This is a genomic window from Endozoicomonas sp., from assembly GCF_965196975.1.
Lineage (GTDB): Bacteria > Pseudomonadota > Gammaproteobacteria > Pseudomonadales > Endozoicomonadaceae > Endozoicomonas.
Window position 1 is genome coordinate 5,776,818 of sequence record NZ_OZ239981.1, and the last position, 25,996, is coordinate 5,802,813.

The window sequence follows — 25,996 nt, forward strand, 5'->3', positions numbered from 1 at the left end:
GAAGAACACAAAGGCCACAAAGTAAGAAAAAAGCTTTTCTTTGCGTGCTTTGTGATCTCTGTGGTTCCCTTCTTTGAGCTTTTCCAGAAGGGTGGTTAGCTGTGATAGCCACTCGGATTGGCCGACTGCCAGCGCCAGCTATCAGAAACCATATCCTCTAGCCCTTTTTCCGCTTTCCAGCCCAGCTCATTGAGGGCTTTGTCTGGATTGGCGTAACAAGCAGCAATATCTCCGGAGCGCCTTGGGGCGATCTGGTAAGGTACCGATTTTTTCGATGCCTTTTCAAAAGCGGCGACCATTTCAAGTACGCTGTAGCCTTTGCCGACACCCAGGTTCCAGGCATGGATTCCATCAGCTTTCTGCAGTTTCTCAATAGCTCGAACATGTCCGATGGACAGATCAACCACATGGATGTAGTCACGTACGCCTGTGCCGTCATGTGTGGGATAGTCATTACCAAAGACGCTTAGCTTTTCCAGTTTGCCAATGGCCACCTGAGAGATATAAGGCATCAGGTTGTTGGGAATATCATTAGGGTCTTCACCGATTCTGCCAGAAGGGTGAGCACCAACCGGGTTAAAATAGCGCAACAACGCGATTCGCCAGCTGTTGTCCGACACATGTAGATCCTGAAGGATTTCTTCTATCATCAACTTTGAACGACCATAAGGGTTGGTTGTTGAAGTTGGGAAGTGCTCACTTATGGGGAGGCTGGCAGGGTCACCATACACTGTGGCAGAAGAACTGAAGACCAGCGTTTTCACATTGGCCTGTTTCATGGCTTCCAGCAGCACCAGTGTTCCGTGCACATTGTTATCGTAGTAAGCCAGTGGCATGGAGACAGATTCTCCAACGGCTTTAAGACCTGCGAAATGTATAACTGACGATAACTTATTGCTGCTGAACAGTGAGTTCAGCAGTTCGTGATCGCGAATATCCCCTTTCACAAACTCCAGTGTCTTGCCAGTTATTTCCTGAACCCGCTTCAGTGATTCCTCACTGCTGTTGCTGAGATTGTCCAGGACAATGATCTCATAACCATCGTTAAGAAGTTCGACACAGGTGTGGCTGCCAATATAGCCAGCACCACCGGTTACCAGGATTTTGCTCATGCTTTTTCCCTGTTCAAGGTGTCCTTTTTACTCAAAGCTGCTCAACCATCCGCATGGAAAGATCCACAGACTGACAGTCTTTGGTCAGTGTGCCAATAGAGATGAAGTCGACACCGGTTTCTGCAATGGGCACCAGGGTCTGGTCGTTAATACCCCCGGATGCTTCCAGCTTCGGGGCTTTTCCAGAAAGTTCCCTGTTCAGCCGCACGGTTTCGGCCAGCTGGGCCAGGGGGAAGTTGTCGAGCATGATAATGTCTGCTCCAGCTTCCCTGGCAACACTGAACTCTTCCATGTTTTCCACTTCGATCTCTACCGGTTTGCCGGGAGCGATTTCGTGCGCCTTGGCGACCGTCCGGGCAATGCCGCCACAGGCAGCAATATGATTTTCCTTGATTAAAAAAGCATCAAAAAGCCCGATTCGGTGGTTGTGGCAACCTCCGGCAGCAACGGCATATTTCTGGGCTACCCGAAGACCTGGCAGGGTCTTGCGGGTATCCAGCAATTTGACGTCGGTACTACTGACCAGATTAGCATAGTGCTGGCAACGGGTTGCCGTGCCAGAGAGCGTCTGCAGGAAGTTCATGGCCGCCCTTTCTCCTGTCAGAAGGCTACGGGCAGACCCTTTGAGAACCACAAGCACCTGGTTCGGCTCTACCCGTTCCCCCTCCGCTATGTGCCATTCCAGCTGGACATCGGGATCAATCTGACGGAAAACCTCGTCAAACCAGGGGCGTCCACAGATGACAGCATGGTCACGGCAGATAATTCGGGCAACAGACTGCTGGGACTCTGGAATCAGGGAAGCTGTAATGTCTCCAGAGCCAATATCTTCAGCCAATGCCTGACGAACATTGGTTTCTACGGCGCTTTGTATCTGGTCTCGCAGAACCGGGCTCAGGTTTTCAGGCAGCGTATAGGATACTTTCATGGTCATTCCGGAGGTTACAGGCTTGGTCGTCGTTTCTTTGGCGGGGATTATATACCCAAAGAAGGAACCGGTGCAGGCTGTCCTGACGGAACCTACCTGATTCCTGCAGCGCTCAGCTGATCCATCAGTCGGTTATGGCTGCTGACGGAGACTCCCAGAATGTTTGCCTGCTTGATCAGAAAGCCATTGATAAAGGAAAGCTCAGTAACTTTCCCCTTGCGAGCATCCTGGCAGGTTGATGATATGTTACTGGCTGTGGTCTGGCAGACACCATGCACTTTTTCTTTGAGTGAGGTTGCACGGATTTCCAGGGCCGCCAGAACGGAGCAGGTTTCGGCTATTAACTCATCCAGCCAGGCCTGCTTTTCACCATTATCCAGCAATTCCCCATTACGGCAGTTGAACAATGCCGTCAGGCCGTTGATACAGCTGTTGATGGCCAGCTTCTCCCATAACTTTTGCTCAATGGTGTTGCACTGACTGACCTTTAATCTGAAATGGTCGGAAAGATCATTAAAACCCTGTTCAGACCCTTGGCCGTTCCTGAGTGAGCCAATCCAAGTCTGCCCCTGACCAGCATGGTGCACCTCAAAAGGGGATGACAGATAAGCTCCATCGGTACTGGAGCCAGCCCAGACCGTCTGCGTTGGCAGAGCATCCCTGATGATCTGCTGGCTGCCCATTCCATTCTGTAGCAACAGTATCTGGCAGTTATCCGTCAGATGCGGCTTAACACTGTTTAGAGCTGCTAGTGAATCCTGGGCTTTTGTACAGACAATCAACCGGTTGATCGGGTTGTCTATCGTTTCAGGTGAGACGATATCAACATCAAACAGGGAGGTTTGGCCTGGAGTGGATAGCTTGAGTGGAATGCGTTTTTGTTCAAACTGCTGATAGCTGCTTTCTCTCAGGATGAGGCGAGGGCTTTCCCCTTTATGGCAGAGGCTGGCAGCCCAAAGGCAACCGATGCTGCCAGCGCCTAAAATATACCAGTTATCAGCGTGCATGAATGTCTATAGACCATCAGGAGTTCAAGATACGCCGAGTCTACCATTTGCTGCCTATACTCAAACAGTTGGTGATATACCGCTTTTTAATACACAGGATGGGAGATAGAAAATGAGTCATACCTATAAAATGACTGAACTGGTTGGAAGTTCAACGGTCAGTAGTGATGATGCTATTCAAAATGCTATTGCCGCAGCGGGCATGACCATAGAGCATATGGGTTGGTTTGAAGTGGTGGAGCAGCGGGGGCATATTGAAAATGGTAAAATTGCCCATTGGCAGGTGACGGTAAAAATTGGCTTCAGACTCAAGGGCAAAGATCAGTAGCCGGAGAGAATAGAACCTGATCCTGCCCACTCACCTGAACCTTGTCGCTGGTGTATTGATTTTCTCCATGGTCTTTCGAATACAATCATGGATACAATAGTTGTTAATTGTTTCTTTCGATTTCTCAAGGAGATCATTCGCTATGCCTTCATTTGACATTGTCTCTGAAGTGGATATGCATGAGCTGGCCAACTCTGTCGACCAGGCGAATCGTGAACTGGCGACCCGGTTCGATTTTCGAGGTGTCGATGCCAGCTACGAGAAGAGTGGCGATAAGCAGATTGTCATGACTGCGGACGCGGATTTTCAGCTGGCTCAAATGGTAGAGATGCTGAAAACCAAAATGGTTAAACGGGGAATTGATGTTAAATGCCTCGAAGTGAAGGATCACTATGGCTCTGGAAAGCAGGTCAAGCAGGAGGTTGTGGTTCGTCAGGGGCTGGAAAAGGATTTGGCTAAAAAGATCGTGAAAATGATCAAAGATGCAAAGCTTAAAGTGCAGGCAGCCATCCAGGGCGATCAGGTTCGGGTTACCGGTAAGAAGAGGGACGATCTGCAGACGGTTATCGCCTTTTTGAGAGAAGCCGATCTGGACATGCCGCTGCAGTACAATAATTTCAGAGACTGATTGACTGTTTCTGGCACAGAAAACCGTTTTCACTTGATGGTGAAAACGGTTTTTTATTTCTAAGGTAAGCTGGTATCTTCTTTTTTAAATTTGGATTTTTTTATTAGAAGAGGCAGCATGACGCTGTAAATTTGCACATTTGCGATGGAGCATATTGAATGGGGCTGGCAGCAGATTCTTCGAAGAATTGGGGCGACGCCTGTAAAAGCTTTTTTAATCGCCGGGTGATTGCTCTTCTTTTTCTCGGGTTTTCAGCAGGTCTGCCCATTCTGTTGATTTTCAGCAGCCTTTCCCTCTGGCTTCGTGAGGCTGGGGTCGAGCGCAGTGCCGTCACTTTTTTCAGCTGGGCAGCATTAGGCTATTCCTTCAAGTTTGTCTGGGCGCCTCTGGTAGACCGTATTCCACTGCCGATATTGCATGGCCTGCTTGGGCGTCGCCGGTCATGGTTATTGTTATCCCAGGTCTCTGTCATTGCTGCGCTGCTGTTTATGGCCGCTCACAACCCTGTCGAAGGTCTGTTCTGGATAGCCAGTGGTGCCGTTATGCTTGGCTTTTCCTCTGCAACGCAGGATATCGTTATTGATGCATATCGAATAGAAGCAGCGGATGATGACCTGCAGGCGATGATGTCCTCTGCTTACATTGCAGGGTATCGGATCGGTATGCTGGTTGCTGGGGCTGGCACATTAGCACTGGCCAGCTGGTTTACCATGACGGAGGAAGGTAATTACGACTATCTGGCCTGGGCCTGGGCCTATCGCTGTATGGCCGTGTTTATGTTGATTGGGGTTATTACCACGCTTCTGGTTGCGGAGCCTGATGTTGATCGTACTTCTGAGTCGCCGCACAGCACCTTTGATTACCTGCGCTTTCTGTTGCTTTTTGCCCTTGCTGCCACTGTATTTGTGATCTCTTTTACTCAGCTGGCTGATTCCCTGGATACTCTAAAAGCGGTAATGGTTGATATGGGCGTGTCCACACCCATAGCAGGATTTCTATCTGGGATGGGGCGGTTTACTGGTAGCGTTCTGGCTGCCGCAATTGCAGCATGGTTATTGGTGAAGGCTCATCTGGCTCCAAGGGAAATGGTTAAGGAAACCTACATAGCACCCTTTGCTGACTTCTTTGAACGTTACGGCAAAGTGGCTATCTATATATTGATATTGGTAGGAACCTACCGAATTGCTGATATTGTGATGGGTACCATATCCAATGTGTTTTACAACGATATGGGGTATACCAAAGAGCAAATCGCCACCATCACAAAAACCTTTGGCCTGGTTATGACCATTGCCGGAGGCTTTTTAGGCGGGGTATTGGCCATTCGCTACGGTGTGATGCGAATTCTATGGGTTGGCGCATTGCTGGCGGCATTGTCTAACGTGCTTTTTGCGCTTCTGGCCAATCTTGAACCATCCAGCCTCTATTTAAGCATGGTGATTGCAGCGGATAATCTAAGTGGTGGATTGGCGTCAGCAGCGTTTATTGCCTTTTTATCCAGTCTGACCAATCGAGCCTTTACGGCTATGCAGTATGCCATTTTCAGCTCGCTGATGACGTTGTTGCCCAAGCTGTTGGCGGGGTATTCAGGCACCTTTGTGGATGCCCTGGATTATCCGGTATTCTTTATTGGTTCAGCACTGTTGGGTCTGCCGGTTATATGGTTGGTGACATATGTAGGACGGCTGCTGGAAGGTCATCAGGCGGGAAAATAAAATATTTATCCCTGTAATATACACTAAGGGGATAACCGCTATTGCTATAGCTCGGTCAGTGGTTTTTGAAACACAGACTGAGCCCCCAATCACAAAGGCACGAAGATGCAAAGGTTGTTTTTCTGTGCTGTTAAGAAGGAATACTTCGTTTGTGTCTTCGTGTCTTTGTAGTTCAATCCTTTTAATCTTTTGCAACAGCCTCTTAATGGGGGGCAGTGGGCTTGCTGTCTGATGAATCCATCAGCTCTGCAACCAGCCTCTGCCGCCAAAACTCTCGGGTTCCGTCATTGGGGAGTTTGTTCAGCGTATCCTGACAGATATGAATCATCGCCTTGAGAATGTTTTCTTCCGGGTAATCCAGGTTCTCAAGTTGGCGAATAATTTCTACGGCCAGGGCAATATCTTCCGGTGCTCCATCCATGTACTTACTCTCCATGCCATTGGTGCGCTTTCAGGTTGATTTTTCCAGATGAGATCGCCACTCCCTCCTGTTCCAATCGTAGTTTCTGCAGGTTGTATCGACTTGATCCATCAGGGAAAGAAATCTGACCTTTGCCGTTAATTACTCGATGCCAGGGGAGGTCGGTCCCTGCTGGCAGTTGCTTCAGAATATTACCCACAACGCGTGCATAACCGGGAGCTCCAGCCATCTCAGCCAGCTGGCCATAGGTTACAACACAGCCTTTCGGAATCCTGCTGAGCAGGTACCATATTTCCGAAGGGGTAAAGGGGGCAGTCAACGTTCGCTCTCCACGATAAAATCGATCATAAACAATAGATTTCAGGATATTTGAAAAGTATGGAATGGGAAAGGAAAAGATATAGCTGTAATTACCATTGATTTGAGATTCAATATTGTGGATTCTGTCGCATTTATGAATTTTACAGGTGGATAAAACCTGTCCGGGGGAAGTTCGTTCTATGTTGCTCCAAAGGAGCTTTCGCTGTTTATTCAAAGTACTGGGGATGTTGTGTCTGTTTTTTTCTATTAGTACAACATGGGCTGATACCGTCTGGATGAACAATGGTGATGTGCTGTCTGGTGACATTGTTAAGCTGGACTCTGGTAAACTGAGTTTGCAGACTAGGTATGCAGGTACTATTGAGTTGGACTGGCGTTATGTAACAGCTCTCGACTCAGATAAAACATTCTGGGTTAGCCTGATTGGTGAAGATGAGGCTCAGTTAAGACGCTTTGAAGGTCAGGAAACAGGCGTTACGGTTATTGATGATAGTGGCCGGAAGCGTTCATTCTCAGCAGTATGGCCAGTAGCTGCTATCCATATTGAGAAACCGGTGATTGCTGATACTTGGGAGCTTGGAGGCAATCTGGTTGCCACGTTGGATAGCAAATCCGGTAATGATGATGAGCTCTTGATTGGGGTGGAAGGCAAACTCAATATTGACGATCAGTGGAATAAAAATGCTTTTTACTGGGATATTGAGGCGGAAGATGATGACGGTGTTAAAAGCTCTGAGTGGAAGGTTGGTTACTCATACAGTCGTTATCTGGATGAACATTGGTTTGTGCAGGGAGCTGCGGAGCAGGAGTATGACTCTGAGGAGGATCTGAGAACCCGTACATCGCTGGGGGGAACTCTGGGTTATCGTTTTTGGGAGACCGCAGAAAAAGCACTGAAAACGAGCGGGGGTATCAGTCAGCTCTGGGAAGATTATAAAACCAATGAGTCGCAGAGAGATTATGCTCTGACCTGGATTTTTAATTATCGAACACGAATCATTAATAACTGGGAGTACTTTGCGAACAGCAGAACATTCTTTCGTTTGAAACAATCAACGACACTGGTCAATTTTAATCAGGGTATAAAAATTGGACTGACCGATCATATTAGTTGGAATTTGACGCATATTGTGGATTACGACAGTCATCCAGTTGATAAAACTCAGAAGGTCGACAGTCGGATCAAAATGGGGATTGGTTACCAGTGGTAAGGGCCAGGGCGCTTCAGGTTGGTGCATACTGGCAGGCGCCCTCTTGTGGGCATAAAGAACCGGGTTCTCATCAGATACCGCCGGAATGGATATTGCCTTGAGGGTGGGAAATCCGGCTTCTGCTGCAAAAAATGCTGAGTTTGGTTTTCATCTTCACTCTTTTGCTCGGCTTCCCTATGTTCCTGTAAAGCACGCATGGTGGTTTCCAGCCAGTTGGCTGCCCGATAGAGCAGCGAGTGCCGGGTTAAATTTTCAGTGCTTTGGTGTTCAAGGGGAAAAATCAGGGTTTTTCTGACTTTCATTGCTACTGGGTACTTTTTCAGAATTACTTCTGTTAATAGCGGCAGAAGGGTGTATTGATTGATGAAAGATTACCGTTTTTTTAGCCTTCTCTCCTTTTGACGCTGGCGCATGGTTTTATAGTTTACCAGCTCAAAGCGATACCAGCCTGGTTCCGGATCAGGCTCTGCCCCCATTAAGTGTCGATAAAAACGATGCAGCTTTCTGGTTGTCAGGTTTTTGCCGTCAGGTGCAGACAGTGCATCAGGGTTACCCCGCATGAATCGAATTTCCGGAATGTCGTATATCAGTCTTTCTGAAAACCAGATAAAGGGCTCAAAGATGTTTTTAAGCCCGCTTTCAGCGCTGCTCAGGCGTCGGTAGATAACCATAATCAGCGTATCCTCTTCCACCCGATAGACTATTTCAACGCCAAGATATTCAAAACGAGCTCCCAGAAGTAAAGAGGTACTGCCCATGTAGTAAGCAGATACTTCATAACCTTGGGCTTGCAAAAACCGGGTGACGGGGTCGTCAACCGGATATGGCTTTACATTTGAGTTATTGGAATTGGTCATAGACCAGAGGCAGAAATGCTTTCAGCTGCTTCTTCGGAGACGGGTGTCATTTCAGCATAGGCTTTTTTATCCCGTTGTGATGTTGGGCATGGTTGATTTCCGTGTGAACAGAAAACGCAGCAATCTCCTTGCTGTGGGGTAATCAGTTTCTGACAGCTTCTGCATTCGTAAAGGTAGACACATGCATCCTGAGGCATGGTTTCAATGGCGTGATGCATACAGTCCGGGCAGGTGATGATGGACGTCGATGCAAGGTTCTTTGCGTTCAGTGCATAATTTTTAGTGGACATACTCTTTCTCCTGGCACTTCCTGTGCCGTTTATTGCTTTTTCTCTTTGGGCATAGGATAGAGTTATCGGCCTCCCTGTTGGTTTATTGACGATGAATGCTTAAATAATAGGGCTCTGTTGTTTTTTATAGACAAACACGTCACAGAAACGCCTCTTTTCAAACTACCGTATCTAACTTTTTATAAAAAGGGTTGCATGAATCAGGCCAGTTTCATCCGATCATGGTAAAAGCATAAAAAGAGAATGTGACAGTTTACTGACAGCCATAAAAAAAACCGGACATGTCTGTCCGGTTTTGTGCGGGAGTAACTAAACGATCTTAGTCGTTTTCAGCCTGAATGGCAGTCAGGGCAATGGTGTAAACGATATCGTCTACCAGTGCACCGCGGGAAAGGTCGTTCACTGGCTTGTTGAGACCCTGAAGCATTGGGCCGACACTGATTACGTCTGCGCTGCGCTGTACAGCTTTGTAGGTGGTGTTACCTGTGTTGAGATCCGGGAAGATAAACACGGTAGCACGACCCGCGACGTTACTTCCGGGAGCCTTGCTCTGGGCTACAGACTCAACAGATGCTGCATCGTACTGCAGAGGTCCGTCAATAATCAGGTCTGGGCGCTTGGCTTTAACGATTTCAGTAGCCTCACGCACCTTCTCAACATCTGCGCCAATTCCAGAGGTTCCAGTACTGTAACTGATCATAGCGATCCGTGGCTCAATACCGAACGCAATTGCAGAGTCAGCACTCTGAATAGCGATATTGGCCAGCTGTTCTGCATCCGGGTTTGGATTAACGGCACAGTCACCGTATACCAGAACCTGGTCAGGCAGCAGCATGAAGAAGATGGAGGAAACCAGGCCTCCGGCATCTCTCTTTGGTTTGACCAGCTGGAATGCAGGACGGATGGTGTTGGCGGTGGTGTGCACGGCACCAGATACCAGACCGTCTACCTCGTTAAGAGCCAGCATCATGGTACCGAGTACTACCGTATCTTCCAGCTGAGCTTCGGCCATCGGGGCTGTCAGGCCTTTGTTCTTACGCAGTTCGACCATCGGATCAACATAACGTGCACGGATGCTCTCAGGCTCCATGATCACCAGACCATCAGGCAGGGTTATGCCGTTATCTCTGGCAACCTGCTCAATAACGCTCCGCTGCCCAAGAAGGATACACTGGGCAATACCGCGTTCCTGACAGATGACGGCAGCCTGAATGGTGCGAGGCTCATCACCTTCTGGAAGAACAATGCGCTTATTGGCACCCTGGGCTCTCTGAACCAGCTGGTAACGGAAAGCAGGAGGGGAGAGTCTGCGTTCAGCCAGTGCAGAGCACTGCTGTTTCAGCCACTCGGTGTTCAGGTTGCCAGCGATGGTATCCATGACCATTTCAACACGGGCGGTGTCATCGACAGGCAGTTCATTATGGCGGCGGTCCAGCATGGTTGCCGTAGTGTAGGAGTCTTCTCCGGTCAGCATGACAGGAAGGCCAGTACCGATAGCCTTGCTGCACAATTCCATTACTGGTTTGGATGGTGTGATGCCACTGGTCAGCAAAAGGCCTGCCAGAGGAACACCGTTCAGGGCCGCCATGCAGGTAGCCAGAATAATATCATCACGGTCACCCGGAGTGATCACCAGGTTGCCAGGTTTCAGGTGATGAATCATATTGGTCGGCGTTCTGGCGCTCAGGGTGTAGGAAGTGACCCGACGGGTATCCATCTCACCTGCATTGATGATTTCAGCTTTCAGGTGTTCGGCAATATCCATGGTTCTTGGTGAAGCCAGGTTAGTGTCGAACGGAATATAGCCCAGTGGCTGGAAGGGCTTACGGGCAAACTCCGGCAGGCTCTGGAAGTGACCCTCTTTGTTCAGACGGGCAACGACTTCCGGCGTCAGTTTATTCAGGGCATAGCCCACAACATTTGGGTTCTTGATGCCGCCAAAACTGTCTGCAGCGATTTCCAGTTTGTCAGCAAGGTCTTCCAGCGAGTCATTACCAGGCTCGGAGACCAGAATGATGTCTGCATTAAGGGTTTTGGCGATGTTGCTGTTCAGGCGGTTGGCGTAAGGCATTTCCCGGGTAGGTACCAGACCTTCAACGACCATTACGTCACATTCCTGAGAGGCCTGCTCAAACAAGGCGACGATCTCTTCCATCAGGACATCGCCCTTGTTATCACCCAGGAGGTCTTCAGCACGGTGTGAAGTGATGGGTGTAGGCGGCTCATGGTCCATGATGCGCTGAAACAGTTTGGTTGAACGCTCTGGTCCAGTGTCACCCACATGCAGTTGGGCAATAGGCTTGAAGAATTTGACTCTGAGACCAAGGTTATCAAGTGCTCGAACCAGGCCCAGGGTGACGGAGGTCAGGCCAACACCATAACGTGTTGGAGCCAGGAAAAATGTACGCATATCCGGAAAAATCCTTCTCATGAAATACTGATATAAAAACAGGAGGTGAAACCTCCTGTTGCTTACATCATTTAGATAACCAGTTTAGCCAGCAATCAGCGCTTCGGTATCACGGGCAATCATCAGCTCTTCATTAGTAGCGACAACCATTGCTACGGTTGAGCCAGGCTTGGTGATGACACCGCTCTTGCCACGGAAGGTCTCTTCGTTGGCTTTTTCATCGATCTCAAAGCCGAAGATGGACAGGCGCTCAAGTACATTCTTGCGGATCACGCTGGAGTTTTCACCGATACCACCGGTGAAGACCAGTGCATCAATACGACCCAGCTCAGAAGCAAAACCAGCCAGTTTTTTGGCCAGAACGTTGCAGAATACGTCCAGAGTCAGTTGAGCACGCTCATTACCCTGAGCTGCAGCGTCTTCGATTACTCGGCAGTCGTTATCCATTTCGGACAGGCCCAGCAGGCCAGACTTCTTGTTCAGAATGTCAGTGATCTCATCCAGAGAATAACCACACTGCTTGTTCAGGAAGCTGAATACGTTCGGGTCGATATCGCCGGAACGGGTACCCATCACCAGACCTTCCAGAGGGGTCAGGCCCATAGTGGTGTCAACGGATTTGCCGTTTTTGACGGCACAGGCGCTGGCACCGTTACCCAGGTGTGCAACCAGAATAGCGCTGTTGTCGTAGTCCAGGCCCAGCATCTCAGCAGCAGTCTTGCTGACATAGCGGTAGCTAGTGCCGTGCATGCCATAACGACGCAGGCCGTGTTCTTTGTACAGGCTGTAAGGAACCGCGTACAGGTAGCTTTCTGCCGGCATGGTCTGGTGGAATGCGGTGTCAAATACTACGGACTGTGGCAGACCCGGGAAGTATTTCATGCAGGCACGAATACCCAGCAGGTGAGCAGGGTTGTGCAGAGGCGCCAGATGGTTACAGTCTTCGATGCCCTGAATGACTTCATCGTTGATCAGGGTGGATTCGGTGAACTTCTCACCACCGTGAACAACACGGTGACCGATGGCTTCAATGCGCTCCATCAGGTTGTTTTCACGGAGAACACCTACCAGTGCTTCGATAGCACCTTCGTGACCAGCAGCACCAAGATTCAGGGTTTGCTTCTCACCGTTCAGTTTCCAGGTGATAGAGGCTTCGTTGCCCACGAGGCGCTCGGCGATGCCGCTGATGCTTTCCTCTTCGGTTTTCGGGTTGATTACTGCGAACTTCAGGGAAGAACTGCCACAGTTAATAACCAGAACGCTGTCTTTGCTCATAGAACCTATTACCAGTGAAAATGACCGTGCAGTTTCCGAAAATGACCGTGTAATGCTTTTCATTTAAGCGGATTGTCACGAATATCGCCAAACGCAGCGGCCGGAACCGATCACACGGGGGCTGGCCATGAATAACGTCCATAACGAGGATGGCAGAAAATTGAGGATGAAACGTCGTTTTTGTGAGGTGAATAGTGGTTCTATTTGCCGAACAAAAACGAATTTTCAAGCCAATTTGCTGTCACCACAGTAGGGCAGTCTATTCTCGGGCAGCCTCCTGGATGATCACGGCTTGTATAAAGTAGAGAAGCGGTATGAAAAACATTATAACCATTGACCTGAGTCAGTGGACTGCGTATTGATGCGTATATCGTAGCAAGGCTGTGGTTAATTGTTCACCAATGTCACCGGTTATAGAGTCTGGTCAGCTATCCTGGTTCAATAAAGGAATGTCCAGCTGACCAATCATTTCTGGAAGGTTGGCGGCCAATTGTTGTAATTCCTCCTGATGAAGCCAGCCATAAGTTCCAGAAGCAATAATAACAAGTAGAGGAATCCATAGACCAAAAAGCTGTGCGATGGTTCCTGCAGGAGCTGGAACAGCTCCGAATCGATTGGTATTTTTGGTTCCAGAGGAAAGGGCAAGCCATAGAATAACTAATAGGTTAATTCCGGGGATGATGAGAAATAAACTTCGCCAACCACTACTGTCGATGTCATGAAGTCTTCTCGCTGTAATCAACAGCATCAGTAGAGAGGCAAACGCAATTAAGCCAAGAGTAATATACAGAGACTCCAGTGGTGGATAGTATGTGATCAAGTGAGGTGTTAAGCGCTCAGGCAGCCACCAGGCTGCAACGCCAAGCAGTGAGACTATCCAGAGAGAGGCCGTAAAGCGAACTCTTCCCATTCTGGGAATGGGCTGGAATTTTCGGGAAGATTTTGATGGTCTGGATACTTGGGGCTGGTTTTCCTCCAGAATGGCTTCCTGAGGGGTAGGGGCCAGTTCCTCATCTCCGTTAGTGGATAGGATTCGACAGGAAGCCCCAGCCTTCATCATGGCTCTTTCATAAGGACGGATCTGGTCTGCTGTCAGGTTTTTACGAACGACCACAGGCTTGCCTGAAAATAGCCTGTTCAGTTTTTCCTTGTCCGCATTGAGGAGCTCTTTCAGGTTTTTCCGAACGTGCTTCTCCTTAAAGCCTGGAAGGGTTTCCCCTTCAAAAATCAGTTTGTAGAATGCGTCATCCATGCTGGCCAGTCTCAATATATGCCCTGAGAAGGATTATCGGCTGGCGTGAGCGAGACTGAGGGGTTATTTAGTGTTAATCACAGAAGCCACCAGCTAGGTACCAGCAAGTGGCTTCTTTGCATACATTCTGAGGATTTCTGTGATTCGAGCAGACGATGCCTCAGAACGGCTTAACAACGACGAGAATTACAATCCCAACGAGGAAAATAACCGGAATTTCATTGAATACCCGGAAAAATTTGTGGCTGTGGCTACTGGTGCCAGCGGCCAGTTGTTTCATATAGCGGGCACACATATGGTGATAGCCCAGAGTCAGAGCAACCAGGGTCAGTTTTGCATGCATCCAGGGAGCGCTCATATAGCCTGGGATGTAGTGTAAGAGCCACAGGCCGAGAATCAGGGTGACAATCATGGAGGGCGTGGCAATGCCCCGCATAAGCTTTCTTTCCATGATGACAAAGCGATCTTTGCTGACCTGGTCTTCACTCATGGTGTGGTAGACGAATAGCCTTGGAAGATAGAACAGGGCTGCAAACCAGCAGGTCATGGCAATAATATGGAAAGCTTTAATCCAGAGCATAGAGTGTCCCAAATAATTATTAAGGTCTAGGAATCCTCTGGATAGTAGCGGAAATCAAGGGCTGTTCACAATTAGTCATCTTTATAGAGTGTATCGATCATTCCTTTGTTGAGGATCCCTGACCTTTCCGGATCAAAAAACTCCCTTTCACTGTTGCCGGACACTACCAGCAAATTCTCAATGCTATTTTTTTTCATGATGGACAGCGCTTCATCAGCGGAGGCCTGAGAACTGATCATTCCGGCTCTTTTAAGGCCTTTCAAAGATCCTATTGTTCTGACTTTTGGAGCAGTTTCACTATCAAATAGCGTGTTTGCACTGAGAATATATAACTGCTCATCTTTTTTAAGCACCAGCCATTGAGTATTTTCGGATATCTCAGCTTTAGCGTTATCTACAGTGAGGTCAGGTGAAAGGTGGAGGAAACGGCTATCCATTAAGCTGGTCACACCTGTTCTATTCAAAAGCTGAGTCATCGGAGAAAGCTGAATACTCTGTCCACGAGCCATGAACTGCATGACAAAAATACTTTGTTGCTTACAGATCTGGCTGGAAGTAAGGCAGGCAATGACGATAGCCAGCATGGCCGGAAGAATAATCTGTGAGCTGTGGGTGAGTTCCAGGACGGTAATCAGCGCAGTCAACGGGGCCTGAAAGATTGCAGCCATCATAGCGATCATTCCAGTCATGACATGAAAAGTGATATTGGTTGCAGAGATCCCTATAAACTGCTCAGCCAGTAAAACGCTACAGGCACCGGCTGTAGCCCCCATCATCAACGATGGACCAATCATTCCACCAGGAACCCCAAGGCCGATGACCAGAGCGGTAATAACCAGTTTGGTTGCCAGCAGGATAAAAAGAAACGGCAGGTTTAAATCGTCGCCGATCAACAGCGCTTCAATCGTGTCATAGCCAATACCCATCGTTGCAGGAACCAGAACGGCAACGATTCCCATTAAAAGACCCGCGATTAATAGTGGGAAGACGACCTTATGCTGGCGCTTTTGAATGGCAAAGATATTAATTTGAATAAACGCCGCAGCAAGAAGGCCAATAATGACAGCGGTAATGGCCGTTACTGCCAGTTCTTCGGGTGTTGCGGAGGGGATAATCGGGATCTGGAATGCTGGGTTAGGTCCGTAGACTGTCTGGGTCAGCACTGATGCTACGACAGCAGAGGCCATTACCGGAATAAAGCTTTCCAGCGAATATTCTTTCATAACCACCTCCATGGCAAAGATAACACCGGCCATGGGGGTGTTGAACAGTGCAGCAATGGCTGCAGCAGTACCACAACCCGCCAGTACTCCCAGAGTGTTGGTTGGCAGTTTCAGTATCTGGCCCAGAAAACTGCCGGCTCCTGCTCCCATATGCACGGCAGGGCCTTCACGCCCCACCGAAAATCCACTGACCAACGCAATCAGTACGCCAAAAAACTGAGTAATGGTACTGGTAATGGGTAACCAGCCCCTGTTCAACGTTAAACGCTCAATCACATGAGCAATACCAAAACTTCTTCTTTTGGGTGGGCGGCTCTTGATTAATAGGATCAACGCCAGGGCACCCCCGATAGGTGAGAAAAAGCGGACAAGGGGAGGGAGGGCTTCATAACCACTTTCAACCGATGCCAGTGTTGAAAATACATGATCGGGGATCAAAGCATGCTGAGAAACAACGCCAAAGAAAAAAAGCAGCTCCTCGAAAGCGATAAGAAAGCCCCCGGCAAGCAGTCCGGTAATCAGTGCCATCAGGGTCAGTTGTGGCAGGGCTTCTGATTGTGCAAGACGCAGCCTTAAGTTCTGTATTGAGGGTTTCTTAAACATAGAGCAGCCTTGCTTCCTCCTTTTATGGTCAGTGGTCGTTCTGGTTATTTCGGTAAGGTTGACTCGTTTCTAAGTGGTTATCTGACTGTCTTGCTTCCTTGCATACAAAGTGGTGGAAATGTGACTATTTCAGGTTTATGTACTTCAGTATTCGTTTGTAAGTGTTTTCAATGACGGCTGAAGGAGGGTGGAGTCTGCAGTTTACCGGATTGTCATTGTGTCTCTCTACCGGTAAAACACAATAACTTTTCTTCTCAATCACCATTGATCCGTCTTAATACGCCATTTTGGATGGTTAATCCCAGGATCTGTTGATGCTATATCTTCAATTGCGTTGGGTGAACGGCGAAGCATATAGATCCTGACAAGTTTTTAGAGGGCAGCGCATGGCTGCTTCGGGAGAGGTTAAACGATGTCATCAGGAACATTATCGGGCATTGTCACGTTGCTGTTTTTCACCGTGTTGGGTGATGTATTAAGCGACGCGTTAAGCCTTCCGGTTCCGGGTTCAGTCATGGGGTTGATACTTCTGGTGATCTACCTGCAAATATCCGGAGGCGTCAGTGAGTCTCTGGATAAGGTCAGTCAGTTCTGTATCCGCTATCTGGCCGTACTGTTTATCCCGGGCTGTGTGGGTATTTTCTTCCTGAGCGACCTTCTCCTGCAGCAATGGTTGCCTATTACTCTGGCCATGCTGGTTGCGACCCCTGTTTCCCTGGTAATAACGGCTGTTCTCCTGCAATGGCTACTTAAACGTTTTGCTGCCGAGAGCGGAGAGAACCATCATGGATGAGGTTATCAGTTTCTCCTACGGATTATTGCAGCGGCAAATGAACAACCCGGTTGCGATCCTGCTTATTAATCTCGGTGCCTACCTGCTGGCGGAAAAGTTTTTTATCCGTATGGGGCGCAAAGGCTGGTTTCATCCACTGTTTACCACCAGCCTCCTGGTTTTCCTGGTTATTCGCTTCTCTCCACTTCAGCCTGATATGTACACAAAGCACAGTGAGTTGCTGAAGATGTTGCTGGCGCCATTTACCGTATCACTGGCGGTTCCTCTTTCCCGGCAGCTCCATACCCTTCGACAGTTGGCTGGGCCCCTGATGTGTTCATTGCTGATCGGTGGGTTTCTTGCTGCATTTATTGGTATGGGAATGGCGCTGGCAACCGGAGGCACAAGAGAGGTAGTGTTATCCATTTCTACCAAGGCCGTAACCACAGCAGTTGCCCTGGTGATGGGCGAACAATACGGCGCTATTATCCCTCTGGTGGCTGCCGTGGTCATTATCTCCGGCGTTTATGGTTCGCTGGTGGGGCCTGCACTGTGTCGTATGTTTGGTGTGACCGACCCAAGGGCGATTGGCTTTGCCATGGGGGTGAATGCCCATGCAGGAGGTACTGCTCGAGCTTTCGAACTGGATCTGACGATGGGAGTCTATTCCAGCCTTGGGATGTGCCTGTGCGCTATCTACATGCCACTTCTTGTACCATGGCTGATCAGCCTATTACTGTAATTAAATTTCTCAGAGAAATCTTGATGTTCGATAAAGAAGACCTGATCAAAATCGCCAACCAGACCATGCCCTTTGGGAAGTACCAGGGCAGAAGGTTGATCGATCTACCAGAACCTTACCTTCTGTGGTTCGCTGGAAAAGGGTTTCCGGAGGGGGAGCTGGGTAAACTGCTGGCATTAACACTGGAGGTTCAGGTGAATGGGTTGAATGATCTGATTACCCCATTGAAAAAATACTAATTCAGCCGTTCAGACTATTTGTATTGGAAAGCTGTTACCATATGATCAGATGTAACTATTCAGCACCCAGCAAAGGCGTATTGTTGTAATTTCGAACCGCTTTAAGAAGCGCCTGAAATATGTTCAACCCCTGCTTTTTAGCAGATGATAAATAGCTTCGGATTCGGGTAAACATGGTACCTCCGTCTTCGCTTCTGAAGCAGCCTGAGATCTTCTGCTTAAGTTTGGCCATCCTGGCATCACGTTCACTGCCATTGTTATCGAAGGGAATTGAAAAGTCCGACATGAAGCGCAACGTTTCAACCTTAAACTCAATAAGCCTTTTGAACAGGTTGTAGGCCTTGGTATTCCTGACCTTCTTACGTCCAAGCACCTGTCGTTGTTTTTCCATATAAGCGGTTTCCTTCGTGAGAGCCCTTTGAAGGATTTGGTCGTATATCGTCTCAATGCGAAGCTGTATTGCACCAGGCATTTGAGTCAGACCGGCTGCTTTGTATTTCTTGCAGAAGTGCCAGGAGAGCGTAAGCAATTTCATCAGCCGCAGAGCCAGCTTATTCGCATCCCTATCGACAACTCCCTGAAGCTCTCTCAGATGATGGGCATTACAAAGCACATGCACTGCCGCATAGGCAAAGTAGGACTTCCAATGATCGTGAACCAGAATGCCTGCAAAAGTCAGCAGGATGCCCATTGCATCCATTGCTTCACAACCTCGCCTTTCTGAGAGATAGTAAAGCGTCCATTGGTCATCTCGCATAATGTGTAACCACCACAGTGAACCGTCAACCCGCATGCCAGTTTCATCCGCTCCTGCAACCGGACTTTCTTGTAAAGCATCGCGGATACTCTGCTCAGTAGAGGCCAGGTTCTCATGGGTATAGGCAACAAAATTGGCAACAGAGCCTGCGCTGACACTCATGCAATAAATAGTATTGAAATACTCAGACACCCGGTGATATGGGATGAAGTGATACTGGTTTAAATGAACAGCCATTGCCTGAGTCACTTCTCCGTATTGAGCAGCGGCTTTCACTCCTTGGGGAAACTCAGCGGTGTTCCGTTTACCACAAGGACATACTTTAACGTCTGCCCAGTACGCGGTAACTTCAAATTCTCCGGGTCTACCTGGATCAAAAACCTGTCGCTCAATGTATTTGGTGGGTTTAATATCGATAAGCGAAGACTGGCAACAGCAACATTTTTCAACCTTCAGATGCCTGACATAATCGGGTAAGGCGACACGTCTCAAACAAGAGCCTTGATGACCTTTCTGGCCACCTGGTTTATTGCCTGAAGATGGTCTAAGGCTTTTGGGGTTCGGTGTTTCCTGTGAGGAGCAGGGGGCTTCTTTGGAAGATGTATCACCTTTATCACTCCCTTTTTTACTGGGCTTTTGATAACCATCTGACGATGGTGGCTTACTACTGTTTTGACTGTTTTTATTAACCCTTTCTTCCAGTTCGCTGCAACGTTCCCGTAAAAGCGCATTCTCGGTCCGAAGCTCTTCATTCTCTTTAAGGAGAGCTTCGGTAAACGGAGTAGCTGGGAAGTCTGGTTCCATACTGGAGATTTGTTAGAAAAATTGAGTATAAGATGATGGTCGAAAAATCAGAAAATTCCAGATTTATATGAAGGGTGCTGAATAGTTACGATCAGATAAAATAAAAAATATAAGAACAACAGGTAAACAATAACAATGAAAAAGCTTGTTTCTCTTATTACACAGGCATTGAGCCTGCTTATTGTTGGCGGCTTCAGTCTTTCTATCAGCGAACAGAGTGGCAGGGTAGCGTCTCTGAATCTTTGGGCTGAGTCTGATACGGCTCGAGTAGCTTCCTATCAGGATGCAAACCTTCTGATCAACCGGACTCCAGCGATGATGGCAACAATGCCTGCTTCGTGGAAACGATAGTCTTCACAGCTATACTGTCCTTCCGTTCATGATGAAGAAGGCTGAAGTCAGTGACATTGAGTGAATTGTTAGAACAGATCCGCCAGCAGCCAGAATTGGTTGAGTTTGAGGCGGTGATGACCGTTATAGCGGATCATTATCATTATACCCCCACCCGTTTTGTAAATGGCCGAGGTTCTCTCTGCCAGATCAATGAAGCTGGCACCAACGAGGGATCCTGTAAAATCTTTGCCTTCGCCCAGATCCATGACTTGAGCCCTCATGAGACTCTGGCCTGTTTCGGCCGCTTTTATCGTGATGAGGTGCTTAAGGAACCGAATGGGAGTAGCCATGGTAACATTCGGGCTTTCATGATTTCCGGCTGGAAGAGTGTTGCTTTTGATGAGCCTGCCTTGATTGCTAAATAAATTGAATATATATTCATTTAATATGAAAAATATTCATTTTGGTTTGAGCTGTTTATCACCCGGAACAAGGCTGGTTCATGATCAGGCTTTTTCATGGTTTCCTGAAAAAGTCCACTGATTACACCGGCTGCACCGCTGCCTTCTTATAACTGAAGCGACGTTATCCGGGAAAGATCTGGTAAGATAGCAGGGTCGAACAATAATCCAGAAGTAACGGAAGCATCAGATGATTAAAGTGGGGATTGTCGGTGGAACGGGCTATACCGGAGCAGAGCTTTTGCGCTTGCTATCGGTTCATCCGGATGTTGAGTTGAGTATGATCACTTCCCGTTCTGAAGCGGGAAAGCCGGTCAGTGCGCTTTTTTCCGGATTACGAGGAAAACTGGACCTGAACTTTTCACTCCCGGACAACGAACAACTTTCGTCGTGTGATCTGGTGTTCTTTGCAACGCCTAACGGTATTGCCATGGAGTCTGTTCCGGAATTACTGTCTGCAGGCGTTCGGATAATTGATCTGGCGGCTGACTTTCGTTTGAGTGATACCAGCCTTTGGAAGCAGTGGTATGGTGTTGAACATGCCTGCCCGGACGTATTAAAAGAGGCCGTGTATGGCCTGCCGGAAATGAACCGTGCCGACATTGCTGATGCCAGACTGGTCGCCAACCCTGGCTGTTATCCAACGGCCACCCAGCTTGGTTTGTTGCCTCTGGTAAGAGCTGGGTTGGTCAGTGGAAATATCATGGTAGATGCCAAGTCGGGTGTCAGTGGCGCTGGACGTGGAGCCAATGTAGGCACCCTGCTCTGTGAAGCCTCTGAGTCTTTCAAGGCCTATGGTGTTTCTGGCCATCGTCATTTGCCGGAAATTCAGCAGGGCATTGAACGCATGGCAGGTGCAGGTGTATCTCCATTTACCGGTGATCTGGTGTTTGTTCCGCATTTGACCCCCATGATCCGCGGCATCCACTCCACGCTATATTGTACTGTCAAAGACCGTGGTATTGACCTTCAGGCGCTGTATGAAAATACCTTTGAGGGTGAACCCTTTGTTGATGTCATGCCTGCGGGCAGTCATCCAGAGACCCGCTCTGTTCGTGGATGCAACCAGTGTCGTATAGCGGTTCATCGTCCACAGGGTGGGGATACTGTGGTCATATTGTCGGTCATTGATAACCTGGTAAAAGGAGCAGCGGGTCAGGCAGTTCAGAACATGAATATTATGTTTGGTCTGGATGAAATAACTGGTCTGGACTTTCCCGCTGCCATACCTTGATAAGTCTAACAGGCAGGTTGATGTTCCCTCGTGAATTTATGAGGGAACATCCGTTCAATCACTATTGCCTGATCACTCCTTCCGGTTGAAAGTCAGCAACCCGCAGAGGTGAGTTCTGTTCGATAAACTCCTTTAGAACCTCGGCATCAAGATAGCCTGTGTCCACAAAGCCTGGCTTGTTCATCAGGTTGGGGTATTTGTCGCCACCACTGGCAGAAAAGCTGAGAATAGCCATCTTGTAAGCCTTTTCAGGCTCAAGTGCTTTGCCATTGATTTGCACATTATAAAGCTGCTGATCTTTGATCAGCATTTCTACCCCGGAGAAGTGTGCGAAGGCCCCGCTGTTGGCTGGCTTGTTAGCGACAACAGTCAGGTATTCAAGTATTTCCTTTCCTGTCATATCAACTGTTGTCAATGTGTTGCCAAAAGGAAGCACCGTCAGCACATCTTTGTAAGTGATCTCACCGCTATTGATGCTGGAGCGAATTCCGCCACCGTTCATCACGGCCAGATCTGCACCAGATTTTTCCATCAGCGCTTCTGTCAGTAATGTGCCCAGATTAGTTGGCTGGAATCTTACCTCACTGCGTTCTCCCATCAGCCGTTGATCGACAGCACCGACTTTGCCTTCAACCAGTTGCTGACCTTTTTCCTGATAGGGTGAGAGCAGACTCAACATGGCCTGGTTTTCCGGGATCACTTTATCGTCTTCAGGCCCATTGACCGGGATAAGCTGATAACTGGTCAGGGTCAGTTGGCCGTTGGTGTATTCAAAGTCCGCGCGTCCAACATATTTACCCCACTCCTGGGCTTGAACGATATAAGTGCCGTTTTGCAGGTCCGGCTTAAACAAGGGATCCTGTGAGTGTCCTCCCACAATCAGATCAATGCCTTTCACGCTCCTGGCCAGAGTTACGTCTCCAGGTGCATTGATACCATGATTCCCATTCTGGTAGTGCCCCATATGGGTAGTGGCAATGATAATGTCTGCCTGTTTCTCTAGCTCAGGAATGAGTTTGCTGGCCACCGAAACCGGTGATTGAAAATCCAGCCCTTTGACATTTTCAGGGCTGGTCTGCTTCGGTGTGTCAGTGGTAGTGAAGCCGACAACGGCAATGCGCAGTCCATCCAGGTCAAAGGTGGTATAAGGCTCAAATACGTGTTTTCCTGTGCCTGCATCAAGTATGTTGGCTGAGAGAAAGGGAAACTCTGCCAGAGACTGCTGCATTGCCAGAATGTCCCTGGGGTTATCAAATTCATGATTACCCACGGCCATGGCATCGTAGCCCAGCAGGTTCATCCCTTTAAAGTCGGGAATGGCATCCTGCATATCAGATTCAGGTACGCCGGTGTTGATGTCCCCTCCAGAGAGCAGCAAAACATGGCCGCCTTCTTCCTTTACTTCTTTGCGAATTGACTCAACCAGCGTCATTCTTGCCGCCATGCCATAACGGCCCTTGCTATCCTGCCAGAAGCGACCATGGTGATCATTGGTATGCAGAACGGTCAGTTTGTATGTCTGGTCTTTTTCAGCAGGAGGATTCACAGTTGTGCAGGCACTGATTACCAGTGCTGATATGCCGGCTGCGAGCCACTTCCAGTTCTTGTTTCGGGTCATCAGGAGTCCCTGTTATATCGTTTGTTGACTTGGTGACGTGCTTTTTCACCAGCTTATATTTGGGGCTATTTTAAACATCTTTTGCTATCGGTGACTTAATGGAAACTGATTTTATGGTATAAGCAAACCATGAACATTTGTCGGTAATACCCAACGTACCCTCTAACTACCGTAATGATCGTCGGCATTAGCAATGCGATTAATAGCGGGTAATAGAGTCCCTTGTGTGATGAGCCCTGATGTTGTAGTGGTGTCAAGGCTTTCAGCACGGAAGGTAGTTAGGGTTTATTGGTATAAGGAGCTTAATCGTGGATATGTCCTTGTCTCTGAATGAAACCCGTGTGATTGGCTGCCTGCTTGAAAAAGAGAGTACGACACCGGATCAATACCCTCTGTCGCTTAATGCCCTGACCAATGCCTGTAATCAGAAGAGTAACCGTGAGCCTGTGTTGAGCCTGGCAGAATCGGAAGTGAAGGAGACTCTGGAGGTTCTTTTAAAAGAACGCCTGGTCAGTGAAGATACGGGTGCTCGTGTTAGTAAGTATCGGCATCGTTTCTGCAATACGGAGTTTGGCAGTCTGCAGCTGACTGATCAGGAAAGAGGCATAGTTTGTGTGCTCTTTCTCCGCGGAGCACAGACTCCTGGCGAACTGCGCGGGCGTACCGGTCGCCTTGCCGAGTTTGCGGATGTTCGTGAAGTTGAAGGCGTTTTACAGCAAATGGTGGAGCGTGGGCTGGTAGTTCAGCTCCCTCGTGAAGCGGGAAAGCGGGAAAGCCGTTATGCTCACCTTTTCTCTGGTAAAGTGAGTATCGTGAATCAGGCTGACCTGGTTGCCGATGACAAAGCCAGGATTCGTGAACTGGAGCATGAAGTCATGATTTTAAGAGCTGAAGTAGAGAGGCTGAACCGCGAGTTAGGCCGGTAACAGGCTCAGCTATTTATCGGCCTATCAAGATTTGCTGGCAGCTTTCGCAGCAATATTATTCCCGTCAGGTAGATAACCAGTAAGTAGAGCACTGGTGAAAAGGCTATCTTAGTGGTGCTGACCAGCCAGGTCGCGATAATTGGCGACAAGCTGCCAAGAAAGCCCTGGGCGGTATTATATCCCAGAGCCAAACCGGTCATTCGAACAGAGGATGGGAGTAATCTGGTGGATAAGATGGCACTACTTCCATAGATTGCTGCCAGCAACAAGCCAAAAGCTAACTGTCCGACCACAACTTTCCATGGTTCAGGCTGTGTCATCAGCCAGTAGCAGGGCACCATACCAATAATACCTGTCATCACAGCCCTGATAATGACTTTCCTGGCACCAATCCAATCAGCCAGTCTGGCGGCCAGAGGAATGGCCAGCACCATGAGCACCATATTGCCGGTATTGATGGCAAGTGCCTGAGTACGGCTGAAAAACAGATGCTCTGACCAGTACGTATTGATATAGATAAACACCATAAAGAAGCAGGTTCCGTTGAGTGCATTCAGCACACCGACCCTCAGCATATCCATCTTGTGTTTACGGAGCACTTGATGGATAGGTGCTTGCTCCGGTTTCTTCATGTTTTCAGGGGAGCCTGACTTTATTCGCAAGCTTGCCAGCACGATGCAGCCAAGAGCACCCATCAGCCAGGGAATACGCCACCCCCACGATATGATATCTTCAGTCGCCAGATTCCAGTGAACTAAGGTGGCGACGAGCGATCCTGCAATCATGCCACTGATACCACTGACATGAACCAGGCTGGATAGCAGACCCTGATGTTTGGGGTGAGCATGCTCTGCCAGAGAGGTGAGTGTTGCAGCGACTTCTCCACTCATGGATAACCCCTGCAGCAGCCTGCACATCAGCAATACAGTGGGAGCGAGGAAGCCAATCTGTTGATAAGAGGGGAGCAGGGTAATCGTGAGCGTGCTTAACCCCATCAGGCCAAGGCTGAGAATTAACGCTGGTCGTCGACCATAGACATCACCGATATGCCCAAACAGTATTGCGCCAAGAGGGCGAATAAAAAAACCGAGGGCAAATCCTGAAAAAGTGGCAAGCAGAGATATTGTCTGGCTTTCTGATGGGAAAAACAGTTCTGCGATGATAGGGGTAAAGAAGCCATAGAGGGTAAAGTCGTATAGCTCGATAAAGTTGCCGCCAGCAATGGCTAAGATGGAGATGGGCCTAGTTTCTTTATGCACTGAGTGATGGTTTGGCGGAATTGACTGATCAGTCAGTATGGCAGAACTTTTGAAAGGTGGGTGCTATGAATATAAGGGGTTCGATAAATTGGGCGCTAACAGGATGTGTCGCTTCAATATTACGGAGTATTTATGTGCAGTGTATGGCTATCGCTTATTGCCTTCTCTGTGCTCGGGCGTATGATTTCTGCCCTAAGTTGAAGCCCGCTAATAGTATTTCAAAGGTGTTTGATGAGTGAGCAGAAACCTGCATTCTGGCAGGTAAAATCGTTAACCGAGATGACGCCTGAAGAGTGGGAGTCACTCTGTGATGGCTGCGGTCGCTGCTGTCTCAATAAGATAATTGATGCCGATACTGATGAAATTCACACCACGGCGGTGGCCTGTCGGCTGTTGGATCTGGAAACCTGCCGCTGCAGGCATTATAAACACCGTCGCAAGTATGTGGATGACTGCATCAAGTTTACTCCGAAAACCCTCCATGAACATTTACCATGGTTGCCGGACAGCTGTGCTTATAACCTGCTCTATCATGGGTATGACCTTCCGGAGTGGCATCCACTAAATACTGGGGATCCAGATTCTGTCCATGAATCCGGCTTTTCAATCAAGGGCAAGGACATTGCCTCGGAAGAAGAGATTTCGGACCCTTCGGATTGGTTTGATTATATTATCCGGGTGAGTTGAGCA

General features: G+C 48.6%; 28 protein-coding genes. 13 read left to right on the top strand and 15 right to left on the bottom strand.

Going from position 1 to position 25,996, the window contains the following annotated elements; genetic code table 11:
- Positions 1 to 95: 95 nt before the first annotated feature.
- The 3 genes from galE to ACOCLE_RS25480 all read right to left on the bottom strand — a co-directional run bounded on the left by galE (position 96) and on the right by ACOCLE_RS25480 (position 3,047).
- Complete coding sequence (gene galE / locus ACOCLE_RS25470; protein WP_419534797.1) at positions 96 to 1,112, bottom strand: UDP-glucose 4-epimerase GalE; 1,017 nt, start codon at positions 1,110 to 1,112, stop codon at positions 96 to 98.
- Between the two features lie 31 nt (positions 1,113 to 1,143).
- A complete protein-coding gene (gene nadC / locus ACOCLE_RS25475; protein WP_419534798.1) occupies positions 1,144 to 2,040 on the bottom strand; it encodes a carboxylating nicotinate-nucleotide diphosphorylase in 897 nt (298 codons plus the stop codon).
- Between the two features lie 92 nt (positions 2,041 to 2,132).
- Positions 2,133 to 3,047 carry a ketopantoate reductase family protein gene (locus ACOCLE_RS25480; protein WP_419534799.1) on the bottom strand — a complete coding sequence of 305 codons (915 nt, stop codon included), beginning with the start codon at positions 3,045 to 3,047 and terminating at the stop codon, positions 2,133 to 2,135.
- Between the two features lie 112 nt (positions 3,048 to 3,159).
- Between ACOCLE_RS25480 and ACOCLE_RS25485 the strand changes: the two genes are divergently transcribed.
- From ACOCLE_RS25485 to ACOCLE_RS25495, 3 genes are all read left to right on the top strand, one after another.
- The gene (locus ACOCLE_RS25485; RefSeq protein ID WP_066017472.1) at positions 3,160 to 3,375 is read left to right on the top strand and encodes a dodecin; all 216 of its coding nucleotides are present in this window, start codon (positions 3,160 to 3,162) and stop codon (positions 3,373 to 3,375) included.
- A 142-nt stretch (positions 3,376 to 3,517) separates the two neighbouring features.
- Positions 3,518 to 4,003 carry a YajQ family cyclic di-GMP-binding protein gene (locus tag ACOCLE_RS25490; RefSeq protein ID WP_419534800.1) on the top strand — a complete coding sequence of 162 codons (486 nt, stop codon included), beginning with the start codon at positions 3,518 to 3,520 and terminating at the stop codon, positions 4,001 to 4,003.
- Between the two features lie 158 nt (positions 4,004 to 4,161).
- On the top strand, positions 4,162 to 5,718 hold the full coding sequence (locus tag ACOCLE_RS25495) for an AmpG family muropeptide MFS transporter (protein WP_419534801.1): 1,557 nt from the start codon (positions 4,162 to 4,164) through the stop codon (positions 5,716 to 5,718).
- A gap of 202 nt (positions 5,719 to 5,920) precedes the next feature.
- On the opposite strand, the gene ACOCLE_RS25500 is transcribed toward ACOCLE_RS25495, so the two are convergent.
- Positions 5,921 to 6,154, bottom strand: a complete 234-nt coding sequence (locus ACOCLE_RS25500; protein ID WP_419534802.1) for a hypothetical protein — start codon at positions 6,152 to 6,154, stop codon at positions 5,921 to 5,923.
- The gene (locus ACOCLE_RS25505) at positions 6,144 to 6,767 is read right to left on the bottom strand and encodes an MGMT family protein (protein ID WP_419534803.1); all 624 of its coding nucleotides are present in this window, start codon (positions 6,765 to 6,767) and stop codon (positions 6,144 to 6,146) included. The genes ACOCLE_RS25500 and ACOCLE_RS25505 overlap by 11 nt, the downstream gene beginning before the upstream one ends.
- A gap of 28 nt (positions 6,768 to 6,795) precedes the next feature.
- Between ACOCLE_RS25505 and ACOCLE_RS25510 the strand changes: the two genes are divergently transcribed.
- Together ACOCLE_RS25510 and ACOCLE_RS25515 are read left to right on the top strand one after the other, a co-directional pair.
- A complete protein-coding gene (locus tag ACOCLE_RS25510) occupies positions 6,796 to 7,671 on the top strand; it encodes a DUF481 domain-containing protein (RefSeq protein ID WP_419534804.1) in 876 nt (291 codons plus the stop codon).
- Positions 7,672 to 7,756: 85 nt separating this feature from the next.
- The gene (locus ACOCLE_RS25515; RefSeq protein ID WP_419534805.1) at positions 7,757 to 7,966 is read left to right on the top strand and encodes a hypothetical protein; all 210 of its coding nucleotides are present in this window, start codon (positions 7,757 to 7,759) and stop codon (positions 7,964 to 7,966) included.
- Between the two features lie 76 nt (positions 7,967 to 8,042).
- On the opposite strand, the gene ACOCLE_RS25520 is transcribed toward ACOCLE_RS25515, so the two are convergent.
- From ACOCLE_RS25520 to ACOCLE_RS25550, 7 genes are all read right to left on the bottom strand, one after another.
- Positions 8,043 to 8,528, bottom strand: coding sequence for a hypothetical protein (locus tag ACOCLE_RS25520; protein WP_419534806.1), 486 nt, complete (start codon positions 8,526 to 8,528; stop codon positions 8,043 to 8,045).
- Positions 8,525 to 8,818, bottom strand: coding sequence for a GDCCVxC domain-containing (seleno)protein (locus ACOCLE_RS25525; protein ID WP_419534807.1), 294 nt, complete (start codon positions 8,816 to 8,818; stop codon positions 8,525 to 8,527). Before ACOCLE_RS25525 ends, ACOCLE_RS25520 begins: the two co-directional genes overlap by 4 nt.
- A gap of 319 nt (positions 8,819 to 9,137) precedes the next feature.
- The gene (gene pta / locus ACOCLE_RS25530) at positions 9,138 to 11,228 is read right to left on the bottom strand and encodes a phosphate acetyltransferase (RefSeq protein WP_419534808.1); all 2,091 of its coding nucleotides are present in this window, start codon (positions 11,226 to 11,228) and stop codon (positions 9,138 to 9,140) included.
- Positions 11,229 to 11,312: 84 nt separating this feature from the next.
- A complete protein-coding gene (locus ACOCLE_RS25535; protein WP_419534809.1) occupies positions 11,313 to 12,566 on the bottom strand; it encodes an acetate kinase in 1,254 nt (417 codons plus the stop codon).
- A 361-nt stretch (positions 12,567 to 12,927) separates the two neighbouring features.
- A complete protein-coding gene (locus ACOCLE_RS25540) occupies positions 12,928 to 13,755 on the bottom strand; it encodes a DUF805 domain-containing protein (protein WP_419534810.1) in 828 nt (275 codons plus the stop codon).
- A gap of 160 nt (positions 13,756 to 13,915) precedes the next feature.
- Positions 13,916 to 14,335, bottom strand: a complete 420-nt coding sequence (hemJ, locus tag ACOCLE_RS25545; protein WP_419534811.1) for a protoporphyrinogen oxidase HemJ — start codon at positions 14,333 to 14,335, stop codon at positions 13,916 to 13,918.
- Positions 14,336 to 14,406: 71 nt separating this feature from the next.
- Positions 14,407 to 16,161, bottom strand: a complete 1,755-nt coding sequence (locus tag ACOCLE_RS25550; RefSeq protein ID WP_419534812.1) for a chloride channel protein — start codon at positions 16,159 to 16,161, stop codon at positions 14,407 to 14,409.
- A 412-nt stretch (positions 16,162 to 16,573) separates the two neighbouring features.
- Here ACOCLE_RS25550 and ACOCLE_RS25555 point away from each other — a divergent pair, with 412 nt between their 5' ends.
- The 3 genes from ACOCLE_RS25555 to ACOCLE_RS25565 are packed head-to-tail and all read left to right on the top strand — an operon-like array spanning position 16,574 to position 17,914.
- On the top strand, positions 16,574 to 16,954 hold the full coding sequence (locus ACOCLE_RS25555; RefSeq protein WP_020582327.1) for a CidA/LrgA family protein: 381 nt from the start codon (positions 16,574 to 16,576) through the stop codon (positions 16,952 to 16,954).
- Positions 16,947 to 17,675, top strand: coding sequence for an LrgB family protein (locus ACOCLE_RS25560; RefSeq protein ID WP_419534813.1), 729 nt, complete (start codon positions 16,947 to 16,949; stop codon positions 17,673 to 17,675). The genes ACOCLE_RS25555 and ACOCLE_RS25560 overlap by 8 nt, the downstream gene beginning before the upstream one ends.
- 23 nt (positions 17,676 to 17,698) lie before the next feature.
- Positions 17,699 to 17,914 (top strand): DUF3820 family protein, encoded by a 216-nt coding sequence (locus ACOCLE_RS25565; RefSeq protein ID WP_020582325.1) that lies wholly within the window; start codon positions 17,699 to 17,701, stop codon positions 17,912 to 17,914.
- Between the two features lie 55 nt (positions 17,915 to 17,969).
- Here ACOCLE_RS25565 and tnpC read toward each other — a convergent pair whose 3' ends face one another.
- Positions 17,970 to 19,475: an IS66 family transposase gene (gene tnpC / locus ACOCLE_RS25570; RefSeq protein ID WP_419532963.1), complete on the bottom strand. Its 1,506-nt coding sequence runs from the start codon at positions 19,473 to 19,475 to the stop codon at positions 17,970 to 17,972.
- Between the two features lie 135 nt (positions 19,476 to 19,610).
- Between tnpC and ACOCLE_RS25575 the strand changes: the two genes are divergently transcribed.
- The 3 genes from ACOCLE_RS25575 to argC all read left to right on the top strand — a co-directional run bounded on the left by ACOCLE_RS25575 (position 19,611) and on the right by argC (position 21,503).
- The gene (locus ACOCLE_RS25575; RefSeq protein WP_020582324.1) at positions 19,611 to 19,826 is read left to right on the top strand and encodes a hypothetical protein; all 216 of its coding nucleotides are present in this window, start codon (positions 19,611 to 19,613) and stop codon (positions 19,824 to 19,826) included.
- Between the two features lie 50 nt (positions 19,827 to 19,876).
- The gene (locus ACOCLE_RS25580; protein ID WP_419534814.1) at positions 19,877 to 20,233 is read left to right on the top strand and encodes a HopJ type III effector protein; all 357 of its coding nucleotides are present in this window, start codon (positions 19,877 to 19,879) and stop codon (positions 20,231 to 20,233) included.
- A 226-nt stretch (positions 20,234 to 20,459) separates the two neighbouring features.
- Positions 20,460 to 21,503, top strand: a complete 1,044-nt coding sequence (gene argC, locus ACOCLE_RS25585; RefSeq protein ID WP_419534815.1) for an N-acetyl-gamma-glutamyl-phosphate reductase — start codon at positions 20,460 to 20,462, stop codon at positions 21,501 to 21,503.
- Between the two features lie 61 nt (positions 21,504 to 21,564).
- On the opposite strand, the gene ushA is transcribed toward argC, so the two are convergent.
- Positions 21,565 to 23,121, bottom strand: coding sequence for a bifunctional UDP-sugar hydrolase/5'-nucleotidase UshA (gene ushA / locus ACOCLE_RS25590; protein WP_419534816.1), 1,557 nt, complete (start codon positions 23,119 to 23,121; stop codon positions 21,565 to 21,567).
- A gap of 314 nt (positions 23,122 to 23,435) precedes the next feature.
- Here ushA and ACOCLE_RS25595 point away from each other — a divergent pair, with 314 nt between their 5' ends.
- On the top strand, positions 23,436 to 24,047 hold the full coding sequence (locus tag ACOCLE_RS25595; RefSeq protein ID WP_419537266.1) for a YceH family protein: 612 nt from the start codon (positions 23,436 to 23,438) through the stop codon (positions 24,045 to 24,047).
- 5 nt (positions 24,048 to 24,052) lie between these two features.
- On the opposite strand, the gene ACOCLE_RS25600 is transcribed toward ACOCLE_RS25595, so the two are convergent.
- Positions 24,053 to 25,306 (bottom strand): MFS transporter, encoded by a 1,254-nt coding sequence (locus tag ACOCLE_RS25600; protein WP_419534817.1) that lies wholly within the window; start codon positions 25,304 to 25,306, stop codon positions 24,053 to 24,055.
- Between the two features lie 231 nt (positions 25,307 to 25,537).
- Between ACOCLE_RS25600 and ACOCLE_RS25605 the strand changes: the two genes are divergently transcribed.
- A complete protein-coding gene (locus ACOCLE_RS25605; RefSeq protein ID WP_419534818.1) occupies positions 25,538 to 25,993 on the top strand; it encodes a YcgN family cysteine cluster protein in 456 nt (151 codons plus the stop codon).
- Positions 25,994 to 25,996: the final 3 nt, after the last annotated feature.